Raw genomic sequence first — 18,687 nt, 5'->3', positions numbered from 1 at the left:
GGCCGGGCTGCTGCCCGGCCCCTTCTACCTTTGCGAATCTTGTAGGTTCGTGATCCTCCCTAACGTCTCGCGAGGATGAGGAGCGTTCAGTGATACCGACCGACGGCCGGCACGCGCGCCGACGATCGCCGTGGCCGATCGCACTTGGAGCCGGCATTCTCGCGGTCGTCCTGGTGGCGGGCATCATGGTCTACGCTGCCCTGCGCACCAAGGCCCGCGGCGAGTTCAGGGGCAGCGAGGTGGCCACCAACGTGCCCACCGAGCCGGCGCCCCAGCTGGAGCAGCCGCCCGCGCTGTCCAACTGGCCGCGCTGGGGCATCACCCACACGCAGTACAGCGCCGACAACGAGCCGCAAGGCGTCGTGGAGGAGGCCAGAGGCGTGCTGGGCCGGGTCCCGATGCTGCAGAACCAGCACATCATGGGCTGGGGCGTCGGCAACCCCGAGCCGAGCCCTGGGCAGTTCAACTTCCGTGACCTCGACCGGCGGCTGACGTTCATGTCGTCGTCCAGGGGCGTGCCGATCATCACGCTCTGCTGCGCGCCCGACTGGATGAAGGGCGGGCAGGCCGGGCGTACGGACTGGAACAAGAACCACACGGTCGCGCCCGAGCGGGAGCACTTCGACGACTTCGCCAAGCTCGCCACGCGGGTGGCCAAGCAGTACCCGACGGTCAAGCACTACATGGTGTGGAACGAGTTCAAAGGCTTCTGGGACCCGACCACCAACCGGTGGGACGCCGAGGCGTACACCGAGATGTACAACAAGGTCTACACGGCGCTGAAGAAGGTCAGCAAGGACATCAAGGTCGGGGGCCCCTACATCCCGATCGAGAGCAACGCCGCCCGCGGCGGGCCGTCGGAGCTGCGCGGGCCCTGGGGCTCGGTCGACCAGCGGGCGCTCGAAGCCGTCAAGTACTGGATCGAGCACAAGAAGGGCGCCGACTTCATCGTCGTCGACGGGGCGTCGATGACGAACGACAAGGGCAACGTGCCCGACGACTTCGGCGCCCAGGCCAAGTTCGGCGCCATCACCACCTGGCTGCGGCAGAAGAGCGACGACCTGCCGGTGTGGTGGGCCGAGTGGTACGTCGAGCCGGAGAACTCGCAGTGGAGCGAGGCGAAGCGCACGGCCGTGCAGGCGAGCGCGCTGATGGAGTTCGCCAAGAGCGGCGTCACCACGGCCCTGTACTGGAACCCCCAGCTGAAGGGGAAGGGCGAGTGCGCCGGCTGCCTCTGGGGGCCCAAGGTGGGCGGTGAGCTGCCGATGGCGGGGCTGCTCAGCGGCTTCACCAAGTGGTTCCCCTCCGGGGTGCGGGTGCAGGAGGTGGAGTCCTCCAATCCGAAGGTCAAGGCCATCGCGCAGGAGCGGCAGACCGTGATGGTGAACACCACGGGCGAGGACGTCACGGCGACCGTGGACGGGCGTCAGGTCACGCTGGCGCCGTACGAGATCAAGTGGTCGGGACGCGGCGGCGCCTGACCCGGCGTCCGGGATCGGCGCGGGCCTGACAGGGCCCGCCCGCATCACCGCTCAGTTCGGCCCGGCCCCGGGGTCGAGGAACCGGCGGACAGCCGTTGGCGCTGAGAAGGATCAAGACACGCTTAGGACTGAAAGATCCTCACTTGTAGCGCATTAATCGCTATGAGTTGATCGCGACCGATATGGCGCTACCGTGCTCGCCCGGCACCTCGAGGACTTCCTCACCGACCTGGCCAATGCCGGGAAGTCGGCGCACACCCGGCGCGCCTACCGCGGCGACCTGATCGCGTTCGCCCCCACCACGGCGAAGAACTCGCCGAGCTGACCGCGACGCCGGTCCGCGCGTTTCTGGCCGAGCTCGACGAGCTGTCGCCGGCCAGGCGATCCGCTGTCCTACGACACCGCCGCGCGGGACGCCCCCGGACGCCTCACTCCGCGACGATCATCCCCAGGTCGTAGGAGCTGTCCTTCAGCGCCAGCCAGGCCAGCTCCCACGCGTTCATCGGGCGCATGTTCCGCAGCACCGGGAGCAGGTCGTCCTTCGTCGCCAGCTCGCCCGTCACCTCCACGAGCGCGTTCCCCCGCACGGTGACCATCGTCGAGCCCAGGTCCACGTGATCGCCCCAGATTCCCGGGGCTACTTCCTCGCACGCGCCCCGCACCCCGGAGCCGCAAGCCTGCCCGGCCGTCAGCCCATAAGGTGCCTGGACGGTGACGGCCACCTCCAGACCATCGCGCCGGCGCTCGTAGTGGAGGAAGAGGATCCCTTCCTCCTCCTCGACGGAGTCGAGACGGTATTCCGGCTGGTCGGCGGCGATGACGGGCACGTGTTCACGCGCCGTCGTCTGTGCGGCGACCAGCGCCGAGAGGGGTCTGTCTCCCAGGACGGCGGCGATGCCGAGGACGAGGACCGTCCCGATGGTGGCCAGGCGCGTCACCGTGCCCAGCGGCAGCGCCGTGGCCCCGGCGAACAGGTAGCCGGCCGCTCCTATCCCCATGAAGGCCAGAAGGCTGCTCCACCCGCCCATCTCCGCGATCTCGGCAGGCGGGACCGGAACCGCGATGAAGCCCATGACGACGAAGACCGGTCCCAGGATCGAGATCAGCCACCACAAGGGCAGCCGGCCCCAGAGAGTCAGCAGCATCCCCGCGGGAAAGGGCATGGCCAGCATCACCAGGAACACGAGGATGTCGTCATCCACCTGCGCCAGGGCGGCTTCCCCGATCCCGATCACGGCCCCCACCAGGGCCGCCCGGATTAAGGCGTTCATACCCGATCATGGTCCATGACCGGGCATGAACGTCAAGCTCTGGGCTTCAGCGTCCACGTCGAACACCGGACGGCATCGGCGACCACCACCCGCACAACCCGCCCTACTGGGGGGCCAGACCAAGTACGAGAAAAGGGGCAGCGTCTTGCCCATGATGAGCTGCCAAGAGCAGCCTCACCTCACCGCAATCAAGATCCTTTTCACCGCCAACGGCTGTCCGCCCGTTCCTCAACCCCGGGCTCGATCGGCGTCGTCCGGTCAGCGTCGTCCGGTCAGCTCGGCTCGGGCCGGTCGGCGTCGCTCGCCGGGCTCAGGCCGAAGTGGGGCAGGCAGGGCTCAAGGCCCTTGACGTCCACCGGCACCGGGCTGGTGAACTCGTCCCGTTCGAGCCGGAGCCGCTGCTCGACGGCCCGCCGCCCGCGGACCTCGTGCACCGACACCCCGTCGGGCCGGTAGCCCAGCTTGCGTGAGACGCCCAGCGAGGCCGGGTTGTCGACGAACGCGCCGCTGCCCGCCGTCAGCGCGCCCAGCCCTGCGAAGGCCAGGTGCAGGACGGCGGCGCGCATCTCCGTGCCGAGCCCCTTGCCCTGGTAGGCCTGGCCCAGCCAGGAGCCCGTGCTCACGTGGCGGGTGACCGCGAACCCGCGCGCCGAGAGGTCCTGGACCCCGATCACCCGTCCCTCGTGCACGACAGCGAAGTTGCAGTACCAGTCGTCCGGCTGCCACCGGGACATGACGCCGAGGTGGTAACGGATCAGATTGGCCGGCAGCTCGTCGGCGGGCGCCTCCGTCCACGGGACGAAGAACGGCATCCGCTCAGGGTCGTGGATGCCCTCCAGGGCGCGATCGGCCAGCTCGTCGAGGTCATCGAGGGTGGGCAGCCGCAGCTCCAGGCGGGGTGTGGTCAGGCGCAGGCCGAAGAGGGGTAGGTGGCGCATGCCGCGCCATTGTTCCAGCTCACGCCGCCGCGGTCATGCCATTTTCGTCGGCGCCCCGTGCCGCCCGCGCCTGGCGCCGCCCGTCTCGCCGCCTCCCGTGCCGCTGCTTCCGCCCGTACGATCGGCGGGTCTGCGCCAGTACGTCAGGTAACGCAGCCACCACTCCACCGGCCCGTAGCGATGCCCCTTGAGCCACCACCGGCTGTAGCCGACCTGGAGGGCGAAGATCCCGAGCGCGATCAGCACCTCCACCGGCGGGCTGACCCGCTCGATCAGCGCCAGCCCGTACCCGGTGAAGATGAGCGAGCAGATCAGCGACTGCGCCAGGTAGTTGGACAGCGCCATCCGGCCCGGCGCCGCCAGCGCCCGCCCGAGCCGCGGCAGGTACGGCAGCAGCCGCAGGAACGTCGCCGCGTACGCCGCCGCCAGCAGCGGAGCAGTGACCAGGTCCACCGCCTCGCCCCAGAACTTGTGCGCCGCGCCGTTCCAGGCCGACAGCGTGTAGTAGAGCGCGCCGGCCAGCCCGACCGTGAACCCCGTCCACTGCAGCCGGCGCAGCGTCCCCGTGTAGGCCCGCACGTCGCGCAGCGCGCCCAGCTTGCCCACCGCCAGCCCGATCAGGCACGCGGCCAGCACCGCCGGTCCCTGGAAGAACACGCGGGCCACGATGATCAGCGACAGCTTCCTGAGGTGCTCGGAGACGATGTCCCAGAACGCCCCGCCCAGGGCCGAGTCGGACGCGGCGGCCTGCGCGGACCCGTCCGCGACCCGGCCCGACATGTCCATCCCGCTCGTGGCCAGCACCGCCAGCAGCGCGAAGCCGAGCGCCAGCAGCACCGTCAGCGCCACCGCGAGCAGCACCGCCGTCCTGGGCCTGACCGCGCGGAACAGGAGCAGGGCCAGCCCCACGGCCGCGTACGTGGTCAGGATGTCCCCGGGGAACAGCAGCACGGCGTGCGCCAGCCCGAGCAGCCCGAGCCCCGCCAGCCGGCGCAGGAACATCGGCGTGAACGGCAGGCCCCGGCGCGCGGCCGAGTCGACCTGCAGCGTGAAGCTGTAACCGAACAGGAAAGAGAACAGCAGATAGAACTTGTTCTCGAAGAGCAGCGTCACGACCCACCGCACGCCCCAGTCGAGGGACGAGTCGAACGCGGGCTCCGCCAGCCCGGCCATCCGGTAGCCGGAGGCCAGGAAGGCGATGTTCACGACGAGGATGCCGAACAGCGCGAAACCCCGTAAGGCGTCGACGGAGGCGATCCTCGCTGCCGCGAGTGGTGCGTCCGGCCTGGCGGGAGATGTCCCCTGTGTCCTCATCGAGGGACATCATCCCGCACAACCTGAGTGTTTCCTGTGAATTCAGTTATTTTGCGCGATGTAGATGAACCGCTCGACGATCACCGCGAGGGCGATCGCGAAAGCCGGCACCGCCAGGAACAGCAGGCGTTTGCGCGCCCTCGGCGCCCGGGTCGGGCCGTTCAGCCGGATGATCTCGTAGCTGAAGAGAGTGAGCCAGGTCACGGCGAGTGCGGCGATGCCGACCGGCGTCCACGGCGTCGTGGGGTCGCCGCGCCCCTTGTAGGGGTTCGGCTCGGGGATCTCGGTGCCCCTGACGAACTTCTTCCAGGTGTAGAGCGCCGCGTCCTCGTTCGAGAGCACCTTCTTCAGGTCCGGCGACTTGTCCAGCGCCGCACGGAAGCGCTCGCCCCAGTCCTCCGGGAAACCCTCGTTGAGCTGCAGATAGCTCACCTGGCCGCGGCTCACCATCAGGTAGGAGTTACGCGGCTGCGTCTTGAGCTTCTCCACGGCGTTGTCGATCCGCGACGGGTCCTTGAACACCAGCGCCTGTTCGGCGAAGTTGACCCGCTCCACGTCCCGCTCGCCCCACGGCAGCGTCGGCGTGACCTCCGGGCCCTCCTTCGGCACCAGGTAGAGCACCTTCGCGCTGGGCTTGTCGTGGTCGTAGACGTAGTGCAGCGCGGCCACCTCGCCGGTGGTGACCCGCTCGAACTTCTCGTTGCCGTACCGCGCCAGGAAGAACGCCATCGCGAACATGATCGCGAAGCAGGCGGCCAGCACCAGCGAGATCTTCTTGGTCAGCTCGGGGTTGAAGCGCACGTTCCGCTTGCGCAGCGGCACGGTCTCCTCGCGCACGTCCGCGCTGTCGGCCGGCAGGTTCGGGAAGAACGCGTACGCGGCCAGCAGGCACGCGCCCGGCAGCGCGAACATGTAGATGCGCAGCCCGATCTCGCCGCCGTAGCTCTGCAGGCCGAGCGCCAGCACCGGTACGCACAGCAGGATCAGCGCCGACCGGTCGAACACCCCGCGCCGCAGCCGCCGGAACAGCCCGGCCGCCGCGCAGGCCAGGATCGCCGCGAGGATGCCCAGCCGGGCCTGCAGCACCAGCGCGTGCGCGGGGTCGCTGCCCTCGATCCGGTCGCCGGTGTTGCTCTGCAGGTTGGCCAGGATGTTGCCCAGGCCGCCGAAGATCGTGTCGATCTGGCTGGCCCAGAAGCCCACCGTCATGTAGCTGATCCAGGCCAGCACGATCAGCCCGAGGAAGAACGGCAGCGCCCACGTCAGCGTGGTCCGCTTGAAGATCAGGAACGCCGTCACCACGCCGAGCATCATGAACGGCGTGATCTGGTGCGAGGCCACCGACGCCACGAACAGCGCGATCAGCATCATCAGCATGAGCAGCTTGTCGGCCCTGAACGTGCCCGTGTTGGCCAGCTCGCCCGGCGTCATCGCGTCCAGCTTGCCGAGCAACTTGCGCAGGCCCTTCGGCGGGACCGGCTTGGTCCGCGTCTCCACCCGGCCGAACCAGCGCAACAGGATCGCCACGAACGCCAGATAGAGGGCGAAGGTGAAGCCTTGTGGCGAGAAGTAGTCCTGACCGATCCACTGCACCAGCACGAACAGCAGCGCCGCGAACCACCTGGCCCGCGTGGTGGCCACCACCTGACGCAGGATCAGCACGAACGGGAGCAGGTAGAGCAGGTTGGACAGGAGCGGCGTCCACTGCAGGATCGTCGTCATGTCGCTGATGCCGGCGGCCTTCGTCACGAACGCGAACAACGCGAAGAAGCCCGGCCAGCCCATGCGGGCGTCGATGTTGATCGCCGTCTCGCCGGTCCTGCCGATGAACTCCACGAAACCGGCGTGGATGTAGGCCGTCGGGAAGCGCGGCTCCTCCGCCACCAGGGCGCCCGCGCCGTGCAGCGCGAACGTGATGGCGGCGATCTGGAACAGCAGCAGGAACTTACGGTCCGTGCTCTGGGAGACCGTGACGAAGAACGACACGAGCATGATCAGGATGGCGATGAACGCCGAGGTCGGCAGCGCCGAGATCAGGCCCAGTCCGTCGATGTCGGCCGGGTTGACCCCGCGCAGGGGGCCCGGGGGCACCTTGAGCGCGAGGATGTACATGACCAGGCCCTCAAGGGTCAGCAGCACGGGCAGCCACTTGGGCGCACTCGCGATCAGCGCCCCGGCCCTCGCCCGCAGCGTCCCGGGCTTCGCGGGGGCCTGCTGCGTCTTGCCCTGCGGCCGCCCCTGCGCTTCGCCCTGCGGCGGAGGTCCGGCCTGAACCGGCGCCCCCTGCGGACTCTGCGCGGGCGCACCCCCGCCGGGCGGCGGCGCGGTGGCCGGCCGCACCAGATCCTTGAGACTGTGCGCCGCCCCGGCTCCTGCGCTGCCGGGTGCCGCACCACCGAGGGCTGCTCCGGTCGCGGGCCCACCGGACGGATGAACCCCCGCGACCGCACCTCCGGCACCAGGCCCGGCCTGAGCGGGCGCCGCCCCGGCAGCCCCCGCCTTGCCCGGGTCACCGGCGACTGGGGTGCCGGGAGCATCGGTGGACGGTGTGCCAGAAGCCGGAGTGCCGGTGGCGGACGTGCCGGTGGGCTGGACCTTCATCGGCTGGGTGCCGGCTACGGGGCTCGCCGTGCTCGGCCGTGCCTGTGCCGGAGTCGTGCCCTTGGCGGGCGTTCCGGGCTTGGTGCCGGTGCCGCCGGGCGGGCGCGGGCTTTCCGGCTTCGGGCCGGTGGCGGGACGGGAACCGCCGGTCGGCTCAGCGTCGCCGGACGGCTGAGGGCCAGAGGGCTGGGGGCCGCTTGGCTGAGGGGTGCTGGACGGCTTTGAAGGCGCGCCTGGCTTCGTCGCAGTGGTCGCCTGAGCCCCAAGGGCCCCTTGCTTCCCACCGGCCGTCTGAGGCCCGCTGGGCGGCTGCGAGCGCAGCCCGGGCCGGGTGGGAACCGCCCCGTCGTCGCCGGCCCGCCCCGTGGGCGGTTGGCCGATGTGCAGCGGCGAAGGCAGCCGGATCGCCGTGGTCTGGTCGGCGCTCGCCTCGGAACCGTCGTCGGCGGGCCCGCCGGAAGGACCGCCGGAGCCCCCCGACGAGCTGGCCGAGTGCCCAGAAGAGCCGGCCGAGTTCCCCGAAGGGCCGGCGGAGTCTCCCGGAGAACCGGTGGCGCTCCCCGAAGAGCCGGTGGCGGTCTTGGGCGCGTTGGCAGGGTTCGTGGAGGAGTCGGTGTCGCCGGAAGAACCGGCGGTGCTCTCGGAGGAGGCAGCGGTGCTCTTGGGGGAGTCGTCAGCCGCGCCGGAACCCTCGCCCGCGGGCGGAGGGTCGAACGTCAGCTTCGGGATGACTCCCGTAGCTTCCGGATCGAAGGGCACGTCTGACTCCTCCTTGTCCGCGCGCACGTCCTCACGTACGTCGTCCCCGCGCACGTCCGGAGAGCCGGTGCCCCCGGTTGCCATGCCATCGCCGTCCCGTTGCCTCACGTTGACCATCATGCGGCCCCGGACGACCCCTGGGTGACAGTCGGCCTACCGCTTTCGCCGTACTTGAGAATTTTGCGAAGATTTCCGAAGATCAAAAGTGCGACGAGTACCTCGCTGAGGAGCAATCCGTACCCCACCGCGTTCACCCCGAAGTACGGGAACAGCGCCAGGGTGGACACCAGCACCGCCACCGCCAGCCCGATCTGGACGGCGGCGAGCGTGCGCGCCTTGCTCTGCGCCCGCAGCGCACTCAGATAGACCTCGATCAGCACCCGAGGCAGCACGGCCAGCGCCATCAGCCGCAGCAGCGTCGTGCCCTCCTCGGCGAACTCCGAGCCGAAGATGCGCAGGATCAGCGGCGCCCCGAGGATCGCCACCGTGATGATCGGCGTGACGATCATGAAGGCCCGCCGCAGCGCCCGCTGGCAGTTCTCGGCCAGTTTGGCGCGATCCAAAGAGCCCTCGACGGTCAGCGACACCGCCATGTTCATGGCCAGCAGCTCGATCATGCTGGCCAGCGTGTGCGCCATCGAGAAGCGCCCGAACGTGGCCTCGCCCACCTGCGTGGCGACGACGACGGGCACCAGGTAGACGATCGCCAGGATCGACAGGGTGCCGGGGAAGTCGCCCGCCAGGAACCGGCCGACCTCCCGCAGCCGGGGCGGTTCGTGGACGGGGGCGGCCTGCTTGAGATGCCGGGGCACCACGACGCCGAAGATCAGCCAGTTGACCGGGATCAGCGCGAGCGCGGTCGGGATCACCCACGAGACGAAGACGCCGCCCGACGGCAGAGCCCCCGCCAGGGCGACCAGCAGCCCCATCTTGACCAGGCCGAAGATCAGGTTGTTCATGGGCACGAACGTGGCCCGGCGCAGCCCGGTCAGCACCACGTCCTGCAGCGTGAACACGGCCCACACCACGACGGAGGCCAGGAAGAACAGCCCGGGCCCGAACCCGCCGAGCACCTGGTACGTCTGCCCCCACAGCGGCAGCGTCAGCAGGAAGCCGAGCGCGGCGACCCCGCCCGTGGCGGCGGCCAGGCCGTACCCGCGCAGGATGAGCTCGGGCGTGCGGCGGCCCGCCACCGGCAGAAAACGGGCCAGCGCGCCCACGAACCCCAGTGCGGTCAGTGACGCGAACAGCCGCATCGCCGTGATGACCGCCTGACCGCGGCCGAACTCCTCGGGCGTGTAGAAGTGGGCGGCCAGCAGCCAGTAGCCCATGCCCAGCACGCCCGTGACGACGGTGTTGGCCATGAGCGCGTAGCCCTGCCGGAACAGCGGGTTACGCAGGTCGGTGCGGACCTTCGCCCAGACGCTAGACATTTCCGCGCACCCGCTGCAGCCCGTACCTCGTCCTGCGCACGACCGCGTACCCCTTGGTGAGGATGCGCTCGCGCAGGTAGATGAGGGGTACGGCGTTGCCTTCCACGGCGCGCTTGAACATGTTGATGGTCGTGCCCTTGCCGACCGTCAACCGGGGGATGGCGAGCATGTCGTGCCGGTCGGCGGCGATCGTGTTGCTCACGGCGCAGGCGGCGAAGTAGCCGGCCTTGCGCACCTCGCGGCGGACGCGGGCGCTCGAATATCCGTAGGGGTAGGCCATGGTGGCGACCGGCGCGCCGATCTTCTCCTCCAGCAGGCCCTTGTTCTTGCGCAACTCCTGCCGCAGGTCCTCCATGCGGAGCTGGTCGAGCTGCGGGTGGCTGTGGCTGTGGCCGCCGATCTCGATGCCGGTCTGGGCGGCCTCGCGGGCCTGGCCCCAGGACAACATGTCGTCGAGGGCCCTGCCAGCGGCGTCCTTGCCCGCGTCGGACACCCAGCCGCTGGTCAGGAAGACCGTGGCGGGGAAGTTGTAGCGTTCGAGCAGGGGCAGCGCGTGGCTGTGGAAGTCGGCGTAGCCGTCGTCGAACGTCACCACGATCGGCTTGTCCGGCACCGAGCGGCCGTTGTTCTTGTTCAGCGAGGCCACCAGGTCGCCCAGCGTGAGCGGCGTGAAGCCGCTCTCGGACAGGTAGGCGAGCTGCTCGGCCAGGTCGCCCGGCCGCACCGCGTGCGGCCTGGTCTCGTCGTTGGGCGCGTCGGTGACCGAGTGGTACATCAGGATCGGTACGCGGATCATGATCGTGCCGCCTTCAGCCGTACGGAACCGACGACGTAACCCCAGGTCGTCCAGGCCAGCCCGATCACGATCGCGGCGGCCCGGCCGAGCCCGCCCACGTCGCCGCGCAGCGCCTCGCCGACCCCGCGCAGCGCGCCGAGCGGCAGCGTCTTCAGCGCGTGCGCCCGCTCGCTGGACAGCCCGTCCTGGGTGCCGACCTCGCGCGTCACCAGCGCCTTCGACAGCCCCTCCGCGTAGCACCTGGACCTGAAGTACGCGAACCGCTCGCGCGCCGTGGACACCTTGTGCCCGATCACGGCGCGCGGCTCGAACAGCATCACCGAGCCCGGTCTGCGCTGGCTCAGCCTGATGCAGAACTCGGTCTCCTCGCAGCCCAGCGGGCGCGACTTGCGGCCCTGCACGCTGCGCCCGATGCCGCTGTGGAACCCGCCCACCTCGGACACGGCGTCACGCAGGAAGGCGGCGTTGCCGCCCATGACGTTGCGGATCGGCGCCCTGACCGCGGGCATGCCGCGGTAGGTGCAGCCGACCGTCCAGTCGAACTCGTACGGGAACCACCGCGGCCGCCGGCCCGACGCCCACAAGGGGTCGGTCCGGCCGCCGACGCCCACCACGCCGGGTTCCTGGAAGCCCTCCTCCAAAGCCTCCAGCCACCCGGCGTCGGCGACCGCGTCGTCGTCGAGGAAGGCCACGATCTCACCGTTGGCCGTGGCCACACCGGTGTTCTTGCCTCCTGACAACCCCTGCTCGTGCGTGTTCTCCACCACGATGGCCTGCGGGTACTCAAGCTTGAGCTTGAGGTGCAGGTCCGGGTTGTGGTCGACCACCAGGATCAGCTCGTGTGCCGGGCGTGTCTGGTTCTCGACCGACTCGACTGCCTGCCTGATGTCCTCCCACCGCTCGTCGGTGTAGACGCAGATGACAACAGACGTGTTCACAACGGTCCTCTTTTTTATGCGACGCCTCGGTCAGCGGCGGGAGTGGCGGTGGGCTCAGGCTGAGGGGGAGCGGGCTGGCGACGCCACTCCTTCAGGATGGTCTTGAGCACGCGGAAGCCATCTCGTACGACGTGAAGGTTGCTCTCGCCGTGGATGCGGTTGCGCTCGTGACTCGGCACCTCGTGCACCTTCAACCCGGCCTTGGCCGCCCGCACGTTCATCAGCGTCTCCACCTCGAAGCCGTCGCAGTCGAGGTCGAGCGTGTCGAGGTGGCGGGCCCAGAAGGCGTTGTAGCCGTAGCACAGGTCGGTGTACTGGGTGCGGTACATCACGTTGACGATGCCGGTGAGCACCTTGTTGCCGAGCCGCCGGTTGATCGTCAGGTCGTCGCTGCCGCCTCCGGCGGCGTAGCGCGAGCCCTTGACGAAGTCGGCGCCGGTCACGAGTGCCCCGACGAAGTTGATGATCTCGCGGCCGTCGGTCGAGCCGTCGGCGTCGATCATCACGATGATGTCGCTGGTGCACGCGGCGAAGCCGGCGGACAGGGCGTCGCCCTTGCCCTTGCCGGTCTGCGTCACGACTTTCACGTTGGGCCGCAGCCGCTTGGCCACGGCCACCGTGTCGTCCACGGAGTTGCCGTCGACGAGCACGATCTCGTCCACCCACTGCGGGATGGTGGCGAACACGTGGGGCAGGTTCTCGGCCTCGTTCATGGCCGGGACGACCACGCTGACCGTCGGTGAGATGGCCAGGTGCGGCGTCACGGGGGTGAAGCTCGAAGGCGGCGGCATCGAGCGGAGGGGCGAGGAGTGAACCTTGCCGTTGTGCTTGGTGATCTCGGGACTCATGGCGAGGGAAATCCTTCCGGGGCCCTACGGTGCGAACCGGACGGTGTCATCCCCGGGTGCTGCGGGAATGGCGAAGCCGGCGAACGGTGCATCGGAGGGTCCTGTGCGTGTGAGGGTGTGCTGTGCCGGGGGTCTTTCTGGGGCGGAACGCGGGCGCTCCGTTTGCTGCTGGGTTACGTGTTGGGTGACTCCTGTTGCTGCATGGAACTGCGCACCCGACCGAAACCCTTGAGTACACGGTCGGCTGCCCTATAGAGAGACGGCCGATCCATGACAATTGTTCGGGCTTTGTTGAAAGGAGTTCGGCCCATCCAGTGAACCGTTGCCGCCGGGGACGGTCTTGAGATGCGGCCCTCGGCGACATACAGGACGCCGCTCTTGAGCCAGTCCTTGTACTCCTTGCCGCCCTTGCCCATGTCGACCATGTGCAGACCGGCGTTCGCGGCGGCCTCGGCCATCTGGAGATGGTGGACGATGCCCGGCGAATAGCGGCCGAACTCGGTGTCGTAGGCGGGGAACCACCCTACAAGCGTGGTCGCCGTACGGAGGCCGAAATGCCCGGCCACCGGGACGTCCCCGGCATACAGCATGGTCAGGACGCCCGCGAAGTCCGATGAGTTCTCGGCATGCATCATGTCGGTCAGCTCGACGATCCACGGCTGGGCGAACCTGTCGACCCGTCCGGTCCTGCGGTACTGGTCGGACTTCCAGTTGAGCAGGGTCCGCAGCACCTCGGGATCGGCCGAGGACCACTCGAAGCGCAGCCCGCCCTGCTCCCTGCCGAACTTCCGCTCCTTGTAGCGGACGGTCTTGAGGTTCTTCGGCGAGTTGGTCTTGACCTGTTCGAGCCAGGCGTCGAAGCCGGCCGTGAAGTCCATCACCGGCGCGGGCCGCACATCGGTCTCGTAAGGGGCGAACGTCGGCTGCCCCGCGACCAGGTGGTCGAAGTCGAAGACGCTGAGCTTGCAGGCACGCAGCAGGGCCTTGGCGTCGAGCCGCAGGTCCTTTTCCGCGATCAACCCGTGGCACGTGGTCAGGAAGCCGCCGAGCGGCTTGCCGATGCCGAAGCTGTGCCGCTCGTACGGGAAGAATCCCTTGATGCCGCCGCCATCGGAGATGACCGCCACCCTCACGTAGTCGCGCAAGCGGTCCATCGCCACGGCGAACTCGACCGACAGGAACGGGTTGTCCAGACTCGGGTCGGCCTTCTGCAGCTCACGCCATCGGGCCCGCTCGGAGTCTCCGAGCTCTCCCGGCCGAACTACCTGGATGTTCACCTTGCCCTGGCCCCCTGTTCGGTCTGCATGTTCTTCCCCCGGTACAACACGCGAAGCACGTACATGAACCCTCCGAGCACGGCGACCGTCGCGACGCCGGCTCGGGGTGACCACGCGTTGAAGAGCAGCATGGCCTCGGCTAGGAGCACGTTCAGTACGAGGCTCGCGGCGGCTCCTACTGATAGTGCGGCAAGGGGATCACGATCACGCAACAGTCCCACCACTGCCGCCCCAGGAACCACCAGAAGGAACAGGGAGATCAGGAACGGGCGCAGCGGCGTCTCGATGTCGAACAGCGCGATGACCGCCCCCGCTATGCAGGCGAGCGCCACCAGCCAGGCCAGCGCTCTGCGATGCTGCTTGAGCATTCCTGTTTATCTCCCGCTCCTACTGGTCGAGCGCGTTTGATCGCAGTTCATGGGACCAATCCGCGCGTGGACACGTCAATGCCGACGCTTGGCGACGCACTCCGGTTTACCGCAGGCGGAGACTTCTTCGTGTGACGTTAAACACACGGTCAAGAGATCGTCTGCCCCGACGCCGTCCCCAAGCACACCAGGATGCCCTATGTGGCCTAGGATCTTCGACTCAGGGCCCGATATATGCCTATTTGTCGATCAATCCTGTGGATCTACTGTGAGTTTCCACCCGTTTTGCACATCAGTCGTGCAGCGGTTCGCTCGTCGAGGACGTCCGCAGCTCCTGGTCGGGTGAATCGGGGCCCGAGGTCGGCTCCCCGGTGACCGACGGCTCGTCACCGGGCGGGTCGGAGGCGCTCGGGGCGTCTTGCCCGCGCCAGGAGAGCGAGCAGGTGGCGGTGCCGCCGTTCGAGGTGAAGGCGACGCGGCCGCTGCCAGAGCCGCTCGGGTCGACGACCGTGACCATGAGCGTCACCGAGGCGCCCCGCCTGATCGACCCGCTGGCCGGGAACACGTCCAGCCCCTGCGAGGCCGTGGCCACCCAGGAGACGGCGGCGTTGCGGGCGCTCAGCCCGATCTTGGCCGCGCCGTCGATCCCGTCCGGGCACGAGGCGCCCAGCCTGGCGGCGGGCGCCGCCCTGCGCCGGGTGGGAGCGGGGCGAGCCGAGCGTCCCGTGGCCGGTCTGGTGCTCGGCCGGGTGGCGGCCGGCGGCGCGTCCGGCGTGCGGGTCCGGCTCGGCGTCGGCGTCGGTGTTGGGGTCGGCGTCGGATCCGGCTCCTCTTCCTCCTCGAACGACGGCGCCGGGCTCTCCTCGGCGGGGAGCGTGGGGGAGGGGAGCGGACGCAGCGTGGTCGTGTCGGAGGACTCACCGCCGTTGATCACCACCACGGCTCCCGTGGCGGCCAGCAGGCAGACGCCGGCCAGCACGAGCGGCCCCATGCGGCGCGGCCGGCGGCGGCGCGTGCGCCGGTCGGCCGGCACGGGGAACCCGGTCCGGTCGAAGTTGTCGCCCAGGTCGGTGATCAGCACGCGCGTCTGGTCCAGCTCGGGCTTGACGCACGTGTCGATCACCCGGCGGCGCAGCGAGATCCTCGGGTAGGCCACCGGCACCATCTCCAGCAGCCGCGCGGCGGAGACCTGCCGGTGGCGCCGCTCGGTGCACACCTCGCACCCGCCGATGTGCCCCGACAGCCGCCGGCGCAGCAGCGGGGTGAGCGGGCCCTCCCAGGAGTCCACCATCGCCGACAGGTCGGGGCAGTGCGCCCGGCCGACCCTGGCCAGCACCACGGCCGCGGCGGCGATCTCCAACTGGTCGCGGGCCCGGCCGAGCCTGGCCGCCGCCTGCCGGGAGGTCAGGCCGAGCACCGCGGCGACCTCCGACGGGGTCAGGTCGTGGCGCAGCGAGAGTTCGAGCACCTCGCGCTCGCCGCCGCTCAGCTCGCCCAGCGTCTCGTGGACCAGGTCGGCCAGCTCGGGGTCCTCGTGCTCGTCCGGTTCGGGCAGTGGCAGGCCGCCCGCCGGGGTGCCGCTGCGGCGGGCCAGCCTGGCGCGTACCTGGAACCTGGTCAGCGCGTACAGCCAGGGCCGCAGTCTGGCCGGGTCCTTGAGCCGGCCCACGCACTGCTGCGCGGTGACCAGCGCGTCGTGCACGGCGTCGGCGGCCAGGTCGTCGGCCCGGGAGAGGAAGAAGGCGTAGTCGTGCAGCCGCTCGGCGTAGGAGTCGTACAGCTTGGCGGGAGCATCGCTCTCACCCCGGCTCAGAGCTTCGACGAGCTGCTGATCGGCGGCACGATCGATGGTCGGCCATCCAGGCACGGATTCCCTCCCCGCGGGTAGCACAGGCGCTTCGGCCCCACGCGGAGAGGACGCGGCCGTCAACAGGCCGGTTCGCCCTTCATGCCCAATGGGCATGAAGGGGGCGGATCACCCGTCGCAGTTCGGCGTGCAGAGGCGGCGCTCCATGCCCTGGAGGAAGAAGTCGCGCACCTGGAGGATGTCCTCGGCGATGTACGCCTCGCCGCCCGTGGCCTTGGCCAGGGTCTCCATCTGCTTCTTGCCCTTCTTGGCGTCCGGCCCGAACGCGATGAGCAGGATGGAGATCGGCCGCTTCGGGTTGTAGGTCTTGTTCAGGTACTGGATGATCTCGGCGTTCTTCACGCCGCCGTCGGGGTCGTCGTTGCCCGCGCCGTCGGTGAGGATCAGCAGCGTGTTGACCTTGTCCTGCTGGTACGTCTTCGTCAGCTGCCCGTAGGCGGCCTTGACCGTGTCGTTCAGCCCGGTGTCGCCCGTGGCCTTGGCCCGCATCTGGGCGAGCGTCCTGCCCATCACGTCCTTGCGCAGCACCCCGTTGATCGACTCGCTGAGCGGCCCGACAGGGACGTTCTCCTTCCAGTCCTTGCCCTTTCCGTCCAGGTGTGTGGAGAACGTCCACAGACCGATCTCGGATCCGGCGGGGAAGAGCCCGAGGCCCTCAGCGGCGATCTTGTTGATCGCCTGCATGCGCGTCATGCCCGTGCCGGGCACGGGCAGCGCCATCGTCCCGGAGACGTCGAGCAGGGTCAGCAGGCGGGTGCCGAGGTTCAGCCTGGACCAGGTCTGGACCATCCGCCCCACGGTCGCGCCGTCCGGCGGGTCCAGCGCCACCGGGGCCTCGGGGGTGAAGCCCTTGTCCTCCGACAGCGCGTCGCCGGCCTTGCCGTCCGCGCTGCGGAACCCGGCCGCGCGCAGGACCTTCTTGGCCGACTCCGAGGAGAGCTCCTGCTTGAAGTCCGTCGCGGCCTTCAGCACGCCCGTGTCCTTGGTCAGGATCGTGACGGGGTAGTCGAGGCTGAGCGTGCCCTCCTTGGGATAGAGGGCGACCACCGGGGCCTCGGGCTTCTTGACGTTGTGCGCGTGGATGGCCTGCTCGGTGGTGACGCCCACCGGCACCCTGCTGCCGGACTTGACCGTGAGGCTGGCCAGCAGCGCCGTCGAGTCGGGCGCGAGCTGGCCCGACAGCTCCTTGAGCGCGCCCACCAGCGCCTTGTCCTGGCCGGCCTCCTTGGCCGTGCCGGCCGCGGCCAGCAGCGCCGCCAGGCCGGCGGAGTTCTTCTGCGGGTCGAGCGCGAGCACCCGCACCTTCCTGCCGGGGCCGTCCACGTTGGCCACGTTCGCCGCCGAGACCATGGCGGTCCAGCTCGGCTGCAGCGCCCCCGACAGCTTCTGGGCCGACGCCTTCGCCGCCGCCAGCACCACGGGGGAGCTCGCGATCGAGCCCTCCACCTGCGGCAGCGTGTCCTTGCCCGAGATCGCGCGCATGCTCTCCATGAGCAGGCTGGAGTCGGCCACCCAGAAGTCGGCCTTGGCCTTGCCCGCCGCCAGCGCGTTCGCGGTCCTGGCCGCCGCCTCCTTGGCCACCGACACCTCGACGCACTTGCTGTCGATCGAGTGCATGGCCTTGTTGTAGGTGCCGGCGATCTTGTTCAGGGCGGGCTGGATGTCCGGGGTGGCCACCACGCGCAGCGGCAGCTTGCCGGCCGAGCAGTCGTGGTCCCGGTTGAAGATGACGAAGGCCGCGACACCGAGGAGCACGGCCATGGCGACCGCTCCGGCCAGCGGTACGAGCACTCTGCCGCGGCTGTTCTTGGACCGCCTGCGGGGAGGGGGTTCGCTGGCCCGGTAGCCGTCGTCGAGCTCGTCTGTGCGGTGTCGCCCCACGATGTCCTCTTAGGTTGCTTGAGACCTTCCGGAGACCCTAGCGGGAGTTGCTCCGCAATACTCCGGGAACGATACTCGGTGCGGTCTGTGTGGCAAAACAGCCCTTTTGGTGCGGCGATTACCGAGCGTGGCGGTCAATGGCAACAAGTGTGACCACCCCAGGCGCGCTTTCCCTCTCGTACGGCGACCACCGCCAGCACCACCGCCACCACCGGATCCACCCACCACAGGCCCATCGTGTTGAGCCACAGACCCGCGAGCACGCCCGCCGCCATGGCCGCGCAGATGAGGTTCTGCGTGCCCTCGCCCGCGGTGGCCGCGGAGGCCAGCCGCCGGCCGAGCCGCCGCTTGGCCAGACCCAGCGCCGGCATGCCGGCCAGGCTGAGCGACGTCACCACGATCCCCAGCGCGCTCGGCACCGCCCGGTGGCCCGCGTCCAGGTCGTGCGCGACGTGGAGGATCAGGTAGGGGGCCAGCAGCCAGAAGCTCAGCGCCACCAGCCGCCGCGCGGTGCTCTCGGCGCTGGACGACAACGTACGGGCGCCGGTGAACCGCCACACCACGATCAGGCTGGCCACCGCCTCGACCAGCGCGGTCAGGCCCCAGCCGATGAGCGCGACAGAATGCGCGGCCAGCCCCGCCGCCAGGCCGAGCGTGCTCTCCACGCCGAGCCAGACCAGCGTGGCCACCGAGAGCGAACGAGCGGTCCGCGCGGCCCGCAGCCACTCGGCTGACGCGGCCGGATGCTCATGAATTCGCTGATCAGGCACCATGAACCCCCGAACTCCCGGCTATCCGGCCGTCGACAGCGATCTGTACCGTACCCATCGCACTCCGTGACCTCGCACGGCGGTGGCAAAGGAAGGTCAAGCTTCGGCCGCATAATGAGCCTTTGATCGCCGAATGATCACCGAA

At 69.5% G+C, this 18,687-nt stretch carries 16 protein-coding genes; 3 read left to right on the top strand and 13 right to left on the bottom strand.

Annotated features, from left to right (window positions below; translation table 11 throughout):
- Nucleotides 1-89 precede the first annotated feature (89 nt).
- Nucleotides 90-1,481: a xylan 1,4-beta-xylosidase gene (locus AB0C27_RS25305; RefSeq protein WP_357848071.1), complete on the top strand. Its 1,392-nt coding sequence runs from the start codon at nt 90-92 to the stop codon at nt 1,479-1,481.
- A gap of 193 nt (nt 1,482-1,674) precedes the next feature.
- Nucleotides 1,675-1,806, top strand: coding sequence for a hypothetical protein (locus AB0C27_RS25300; RefSeq protein ID WP_357848069.1), 132 nt, complete (start codon nt 1,675-1,677; stop codon nt 1,804-1,806).
- 103 nt (nt 1,807-1,909) lie between these two features.
- Here AB0C27_RS25300 and AB0C27_RS25295 read toward each other — a convergent pair whose 3' ends face one another.
- The 4 genes from AB0C27_RS25295 to AB0C27_RS25280 all read right to left on the bottom strand — a co-directional run bounded on the left by AB0C27_RS25295 (nt 1,910) and on the right by AB0C27_RS25280 (nt 7,344).
- The gene (locus tag AB0C27_RS25295) at nt 1,910-2,752 is read right to left on the bottom strand and encodes a hypothetical protein (protein WP_357848067.1); all 843 of its coding nucleotides are present in this window, start codon (nt 2,750-2,752) and stop codon (nt 1,910-1,912) included.
- 272 nt (nt 2,753-3,024) lie between these two features.
- Entirely contained in the window at nt 3,025-3,690 is a 666-nt protein-coding gene (locus AB0C27_RS25290) for a GNAT family protein (protein ID WP_357848065.1), read from the bottom strand.
- A 33-nt stretch (nt 3,691-3,723) separates the two neighbouring features.
- Entirely contained in the window at nt 3,724-5,004 is a 1,281-nt protein-coding gene (locus AB0C27_RS25285; protein WP_357848063.1) for a DUF418 domain-containing protein, read from the bottom strand.
- A 42-nt stretch (nt 5,005-5,046) separates the two neighbouring features.
- Nucleotides 5,047-7,344 (bottom strand): hypothetical protein, encoded by a 2,298-nt coding sequence (locus tag AB0C27_RS25280; RefSeq protein ID WP_357848061.1) that lies wholly within the window; start codon nt 7,342-7,344, stop codon nt 5,047-5,049.
- A 199-nt stretch (nt 7,345-7,543) separates the two neighbouring features.
- Between AB0C27_RS25280 and AB0C27_RS25275 the strand changes: the two genes are divergently transcribed.
- Nucleotides 7,544-7,780 carry a hypothetical protein gene (locus AB0C27_RS25275; RefSeq protein WP_357848059.1) on the top strand — a complete coding sequence of 79 codons (237 nt, stop codon included), beginning with the start codon at nt 7,544-7,546 and terminating at the stop codon, nt 7,778-7,780.
- Between the two features lie 700 nt (nt 7,781-8,480).
- Here the strand turns inward: AB0C27_RS25275 and AB0C27_RS25270 are convergent.
- The 9 genes from AB0C27_RS25270 to AB0C27_RS25230 all read right to left on the bottom strand — a co-directional run bounded on the left by AB0C27_RS25270 (nt 8,481) and on the right by AB0C27_RS25230 (nt 18,545).
- The gene (locus AB0C27_RS25270) at nt 8,481-9,797 is read right to left on the bottom strand and encodes a hypothetical protein (protein ID WP_357848057.1); all 1,317 of its coding nucleotides are present in this window, start codon (nt 9,795-9,797) and stop codon (nt 8,481-8,483) included.
- Entirely contained in the window at nt 9,790-10,593 is an 804-nt protein-coding gene (locus tag AB0C27_RS25265; protein WP_357848055.1) for a polysaccharide deacetylase family protein, read from the bottom strand. The genes AB0C27_RS25270 and AB0C27_RS25265 overlap by 8 nt, the downstream gene beginning before the upstream one ends.
- Nucleotides 10,590-11,531 carry a glycosyltransferase gene (locus AB0C27_RS25260; RefSeq protein WP_357848053.1) on the bottom strand — a complete coding sequence of 314 codons (942 nt, stop codon included), beginning with the start codon at nt 11,529-11,531 and terminating at the stop codon, nt 10,590-10,592. Before AB0C27_RS25260 ends, AB0C27_RS25265 begins: the two co-directional genes overlap by 4 nt.
- A 14-nt stretch (nt 11,532-11,545) precedes the next feature.
- Nucleotides 11,546-12,379 carry a glycosyltransferase family 2 protein gene (locus tag AB0C27_RS25255; protein WP_357848051.1) on the bottom strand — a complete coding sequence of 278 codons (834 nt, stop codon included), beginning with the start codon at nt 12,377-12,379 and terminating at the stop codon, nt 11,546-11,548.
- Between the two features lie 173 nt (nt 12,380-12,552).
- Entirely contained in the window at nt 12,553-13,656 is a 1,104-nt protein-coding gene (locus tag AB0C27_RS25250; protein ID WP_357848049.1) for a GNAT family N-acetyltransferase, read from the bottom strand.
- Nucleotides 13,653-14,024 carry a hypothetical protein gene (locus AB0C27_RS25245; RefSeq protein WP_106249078.1) on the bottom strand — a complete coding sequence of 124 codons (372 nt, stop codon included), beginning with the start codon at nt 14,022-14,024 and terminating at the stop codon, nt 13,653-13,655. The genes AB0C27_RS25250 and AB0C27_RS25245 overlap by 4 nt, the downstream gene beginning before the upstream one ends.
- 292 nt (nt 14,025-14,316) lie before the next feature.
- Nucleotides 14,317-15,891, bottom strand: coding sequence for a sigma-70 family RNA polymerase sigma factor (locus AB0C27_RS25240; protein WP_357848046.1), 1,575 nt, complete (start codon nt 15,889-15,891; stop codon nt 14,317-14,319).
- 108 nt (nt 15,892-15,999) lie between these two features.
- Entirely contained in the window at nt 16,000-17,772 is a 1,773-nt protein-coding gene (locus tag AB0C27_RS25235) for a substrate-binding domain-containing protein (RefSeq protein ID WP_357848044.1), read from the bottom strand.
- A 134-nt stretch (nt 17,773-17,906) separates the two neighbouring features.
- On the bottom strand, nt 17,907-18,545 hold the full coding sequence (locus AB0C27_RS25230; RefSeq protein WP_357848043.1) for a hypothetical protein: 639 nt from the start codon (nt 18,543-18,545) through the stop codon (nt 17,907-17,909).
- Nucleotides 18,546-18,687: the final 142 nt, after the last annotated feature.

It is taken from the genome of Nonomuraea sp. NPDC048882, assembly GCF_040649755.1.
In the GTDB taxonomy this organism is placed as follows: domain Bacteria; phylum Actinomycetota; class Actinomycetes; order Streptosporangiales; family Streptosporangiaceae; genus Nonomuraea; species Nonomuraea maheshkhaliensis.
This window is presented reverse-complemented; position numbering and strand designations above follow the sequence as displayed.

What these genes read in the sequence shown, in the direction of transcription:
- AB0C27_RS25230 (WP_357848043.1), bottom strand. Translation starts at nt 18,545, where the DNA reads ATGGTGCCTGATCAGCGAATTCATGAGCATCCGGCCGCGTCAGCCGAG.
- AB0C27_RS25255 (WP_357848051.1), bottom strand. Translation starts at nt 12,379, where the DNA reads ATGAGTCCCGAGATCACCAAGCACAACGGCAAGGTTCACTCCTCGCCC.
- AB0C27_RS25290 (WP_357848065.1), bottom strand. Translation starts at nt 3,690, where the DNA reads ATGCGCCACCTACCCCTCTTCGGCCTGCGCCTGACCACACCCCGCCTG.
- AB0C27_RS25295 (WP_357848067.1), bottom strand. Translation starts at nt 2,752, where the DNA reads ATGAACGCCTTAATCCGGGCGGCCCTGGTGGGGGCCGTGATCGGGATC.
- AB0C27_RS25265 (WP_357848055.1), bottom strand. Translation starts at nt 10,593, where the DNA reads ATGATCCGCGTACCGATCCTGATGTACCACTCGGTCACCGACGCGCCC.
- AB0C27_RS25270 (WP_357848057.1), bottom strand. Translation starts at nt 9,797, where the DNA reads ATGTCTAGCGTCTGGGCGAAGGTCCGCACCGACCTGCGTAACCCGCTG.
- AB0C27_RS25245 (WP_106249078.1), bottom strand. Translation starts at nt 14,024, where the DNA reads ATGCTCAAGCAGCATCGCAGAGCGCTGGCCTGGCTGGTGGCGCTCGCC.
- AB0C27_RS25285 (WP_357848063.1), bottom strand. Translation starts at nt 5,004, where the DNA reads ATGAGGACACAGGGGACATCTCCCGCCAGGCCGGACGCACCACTCGCG.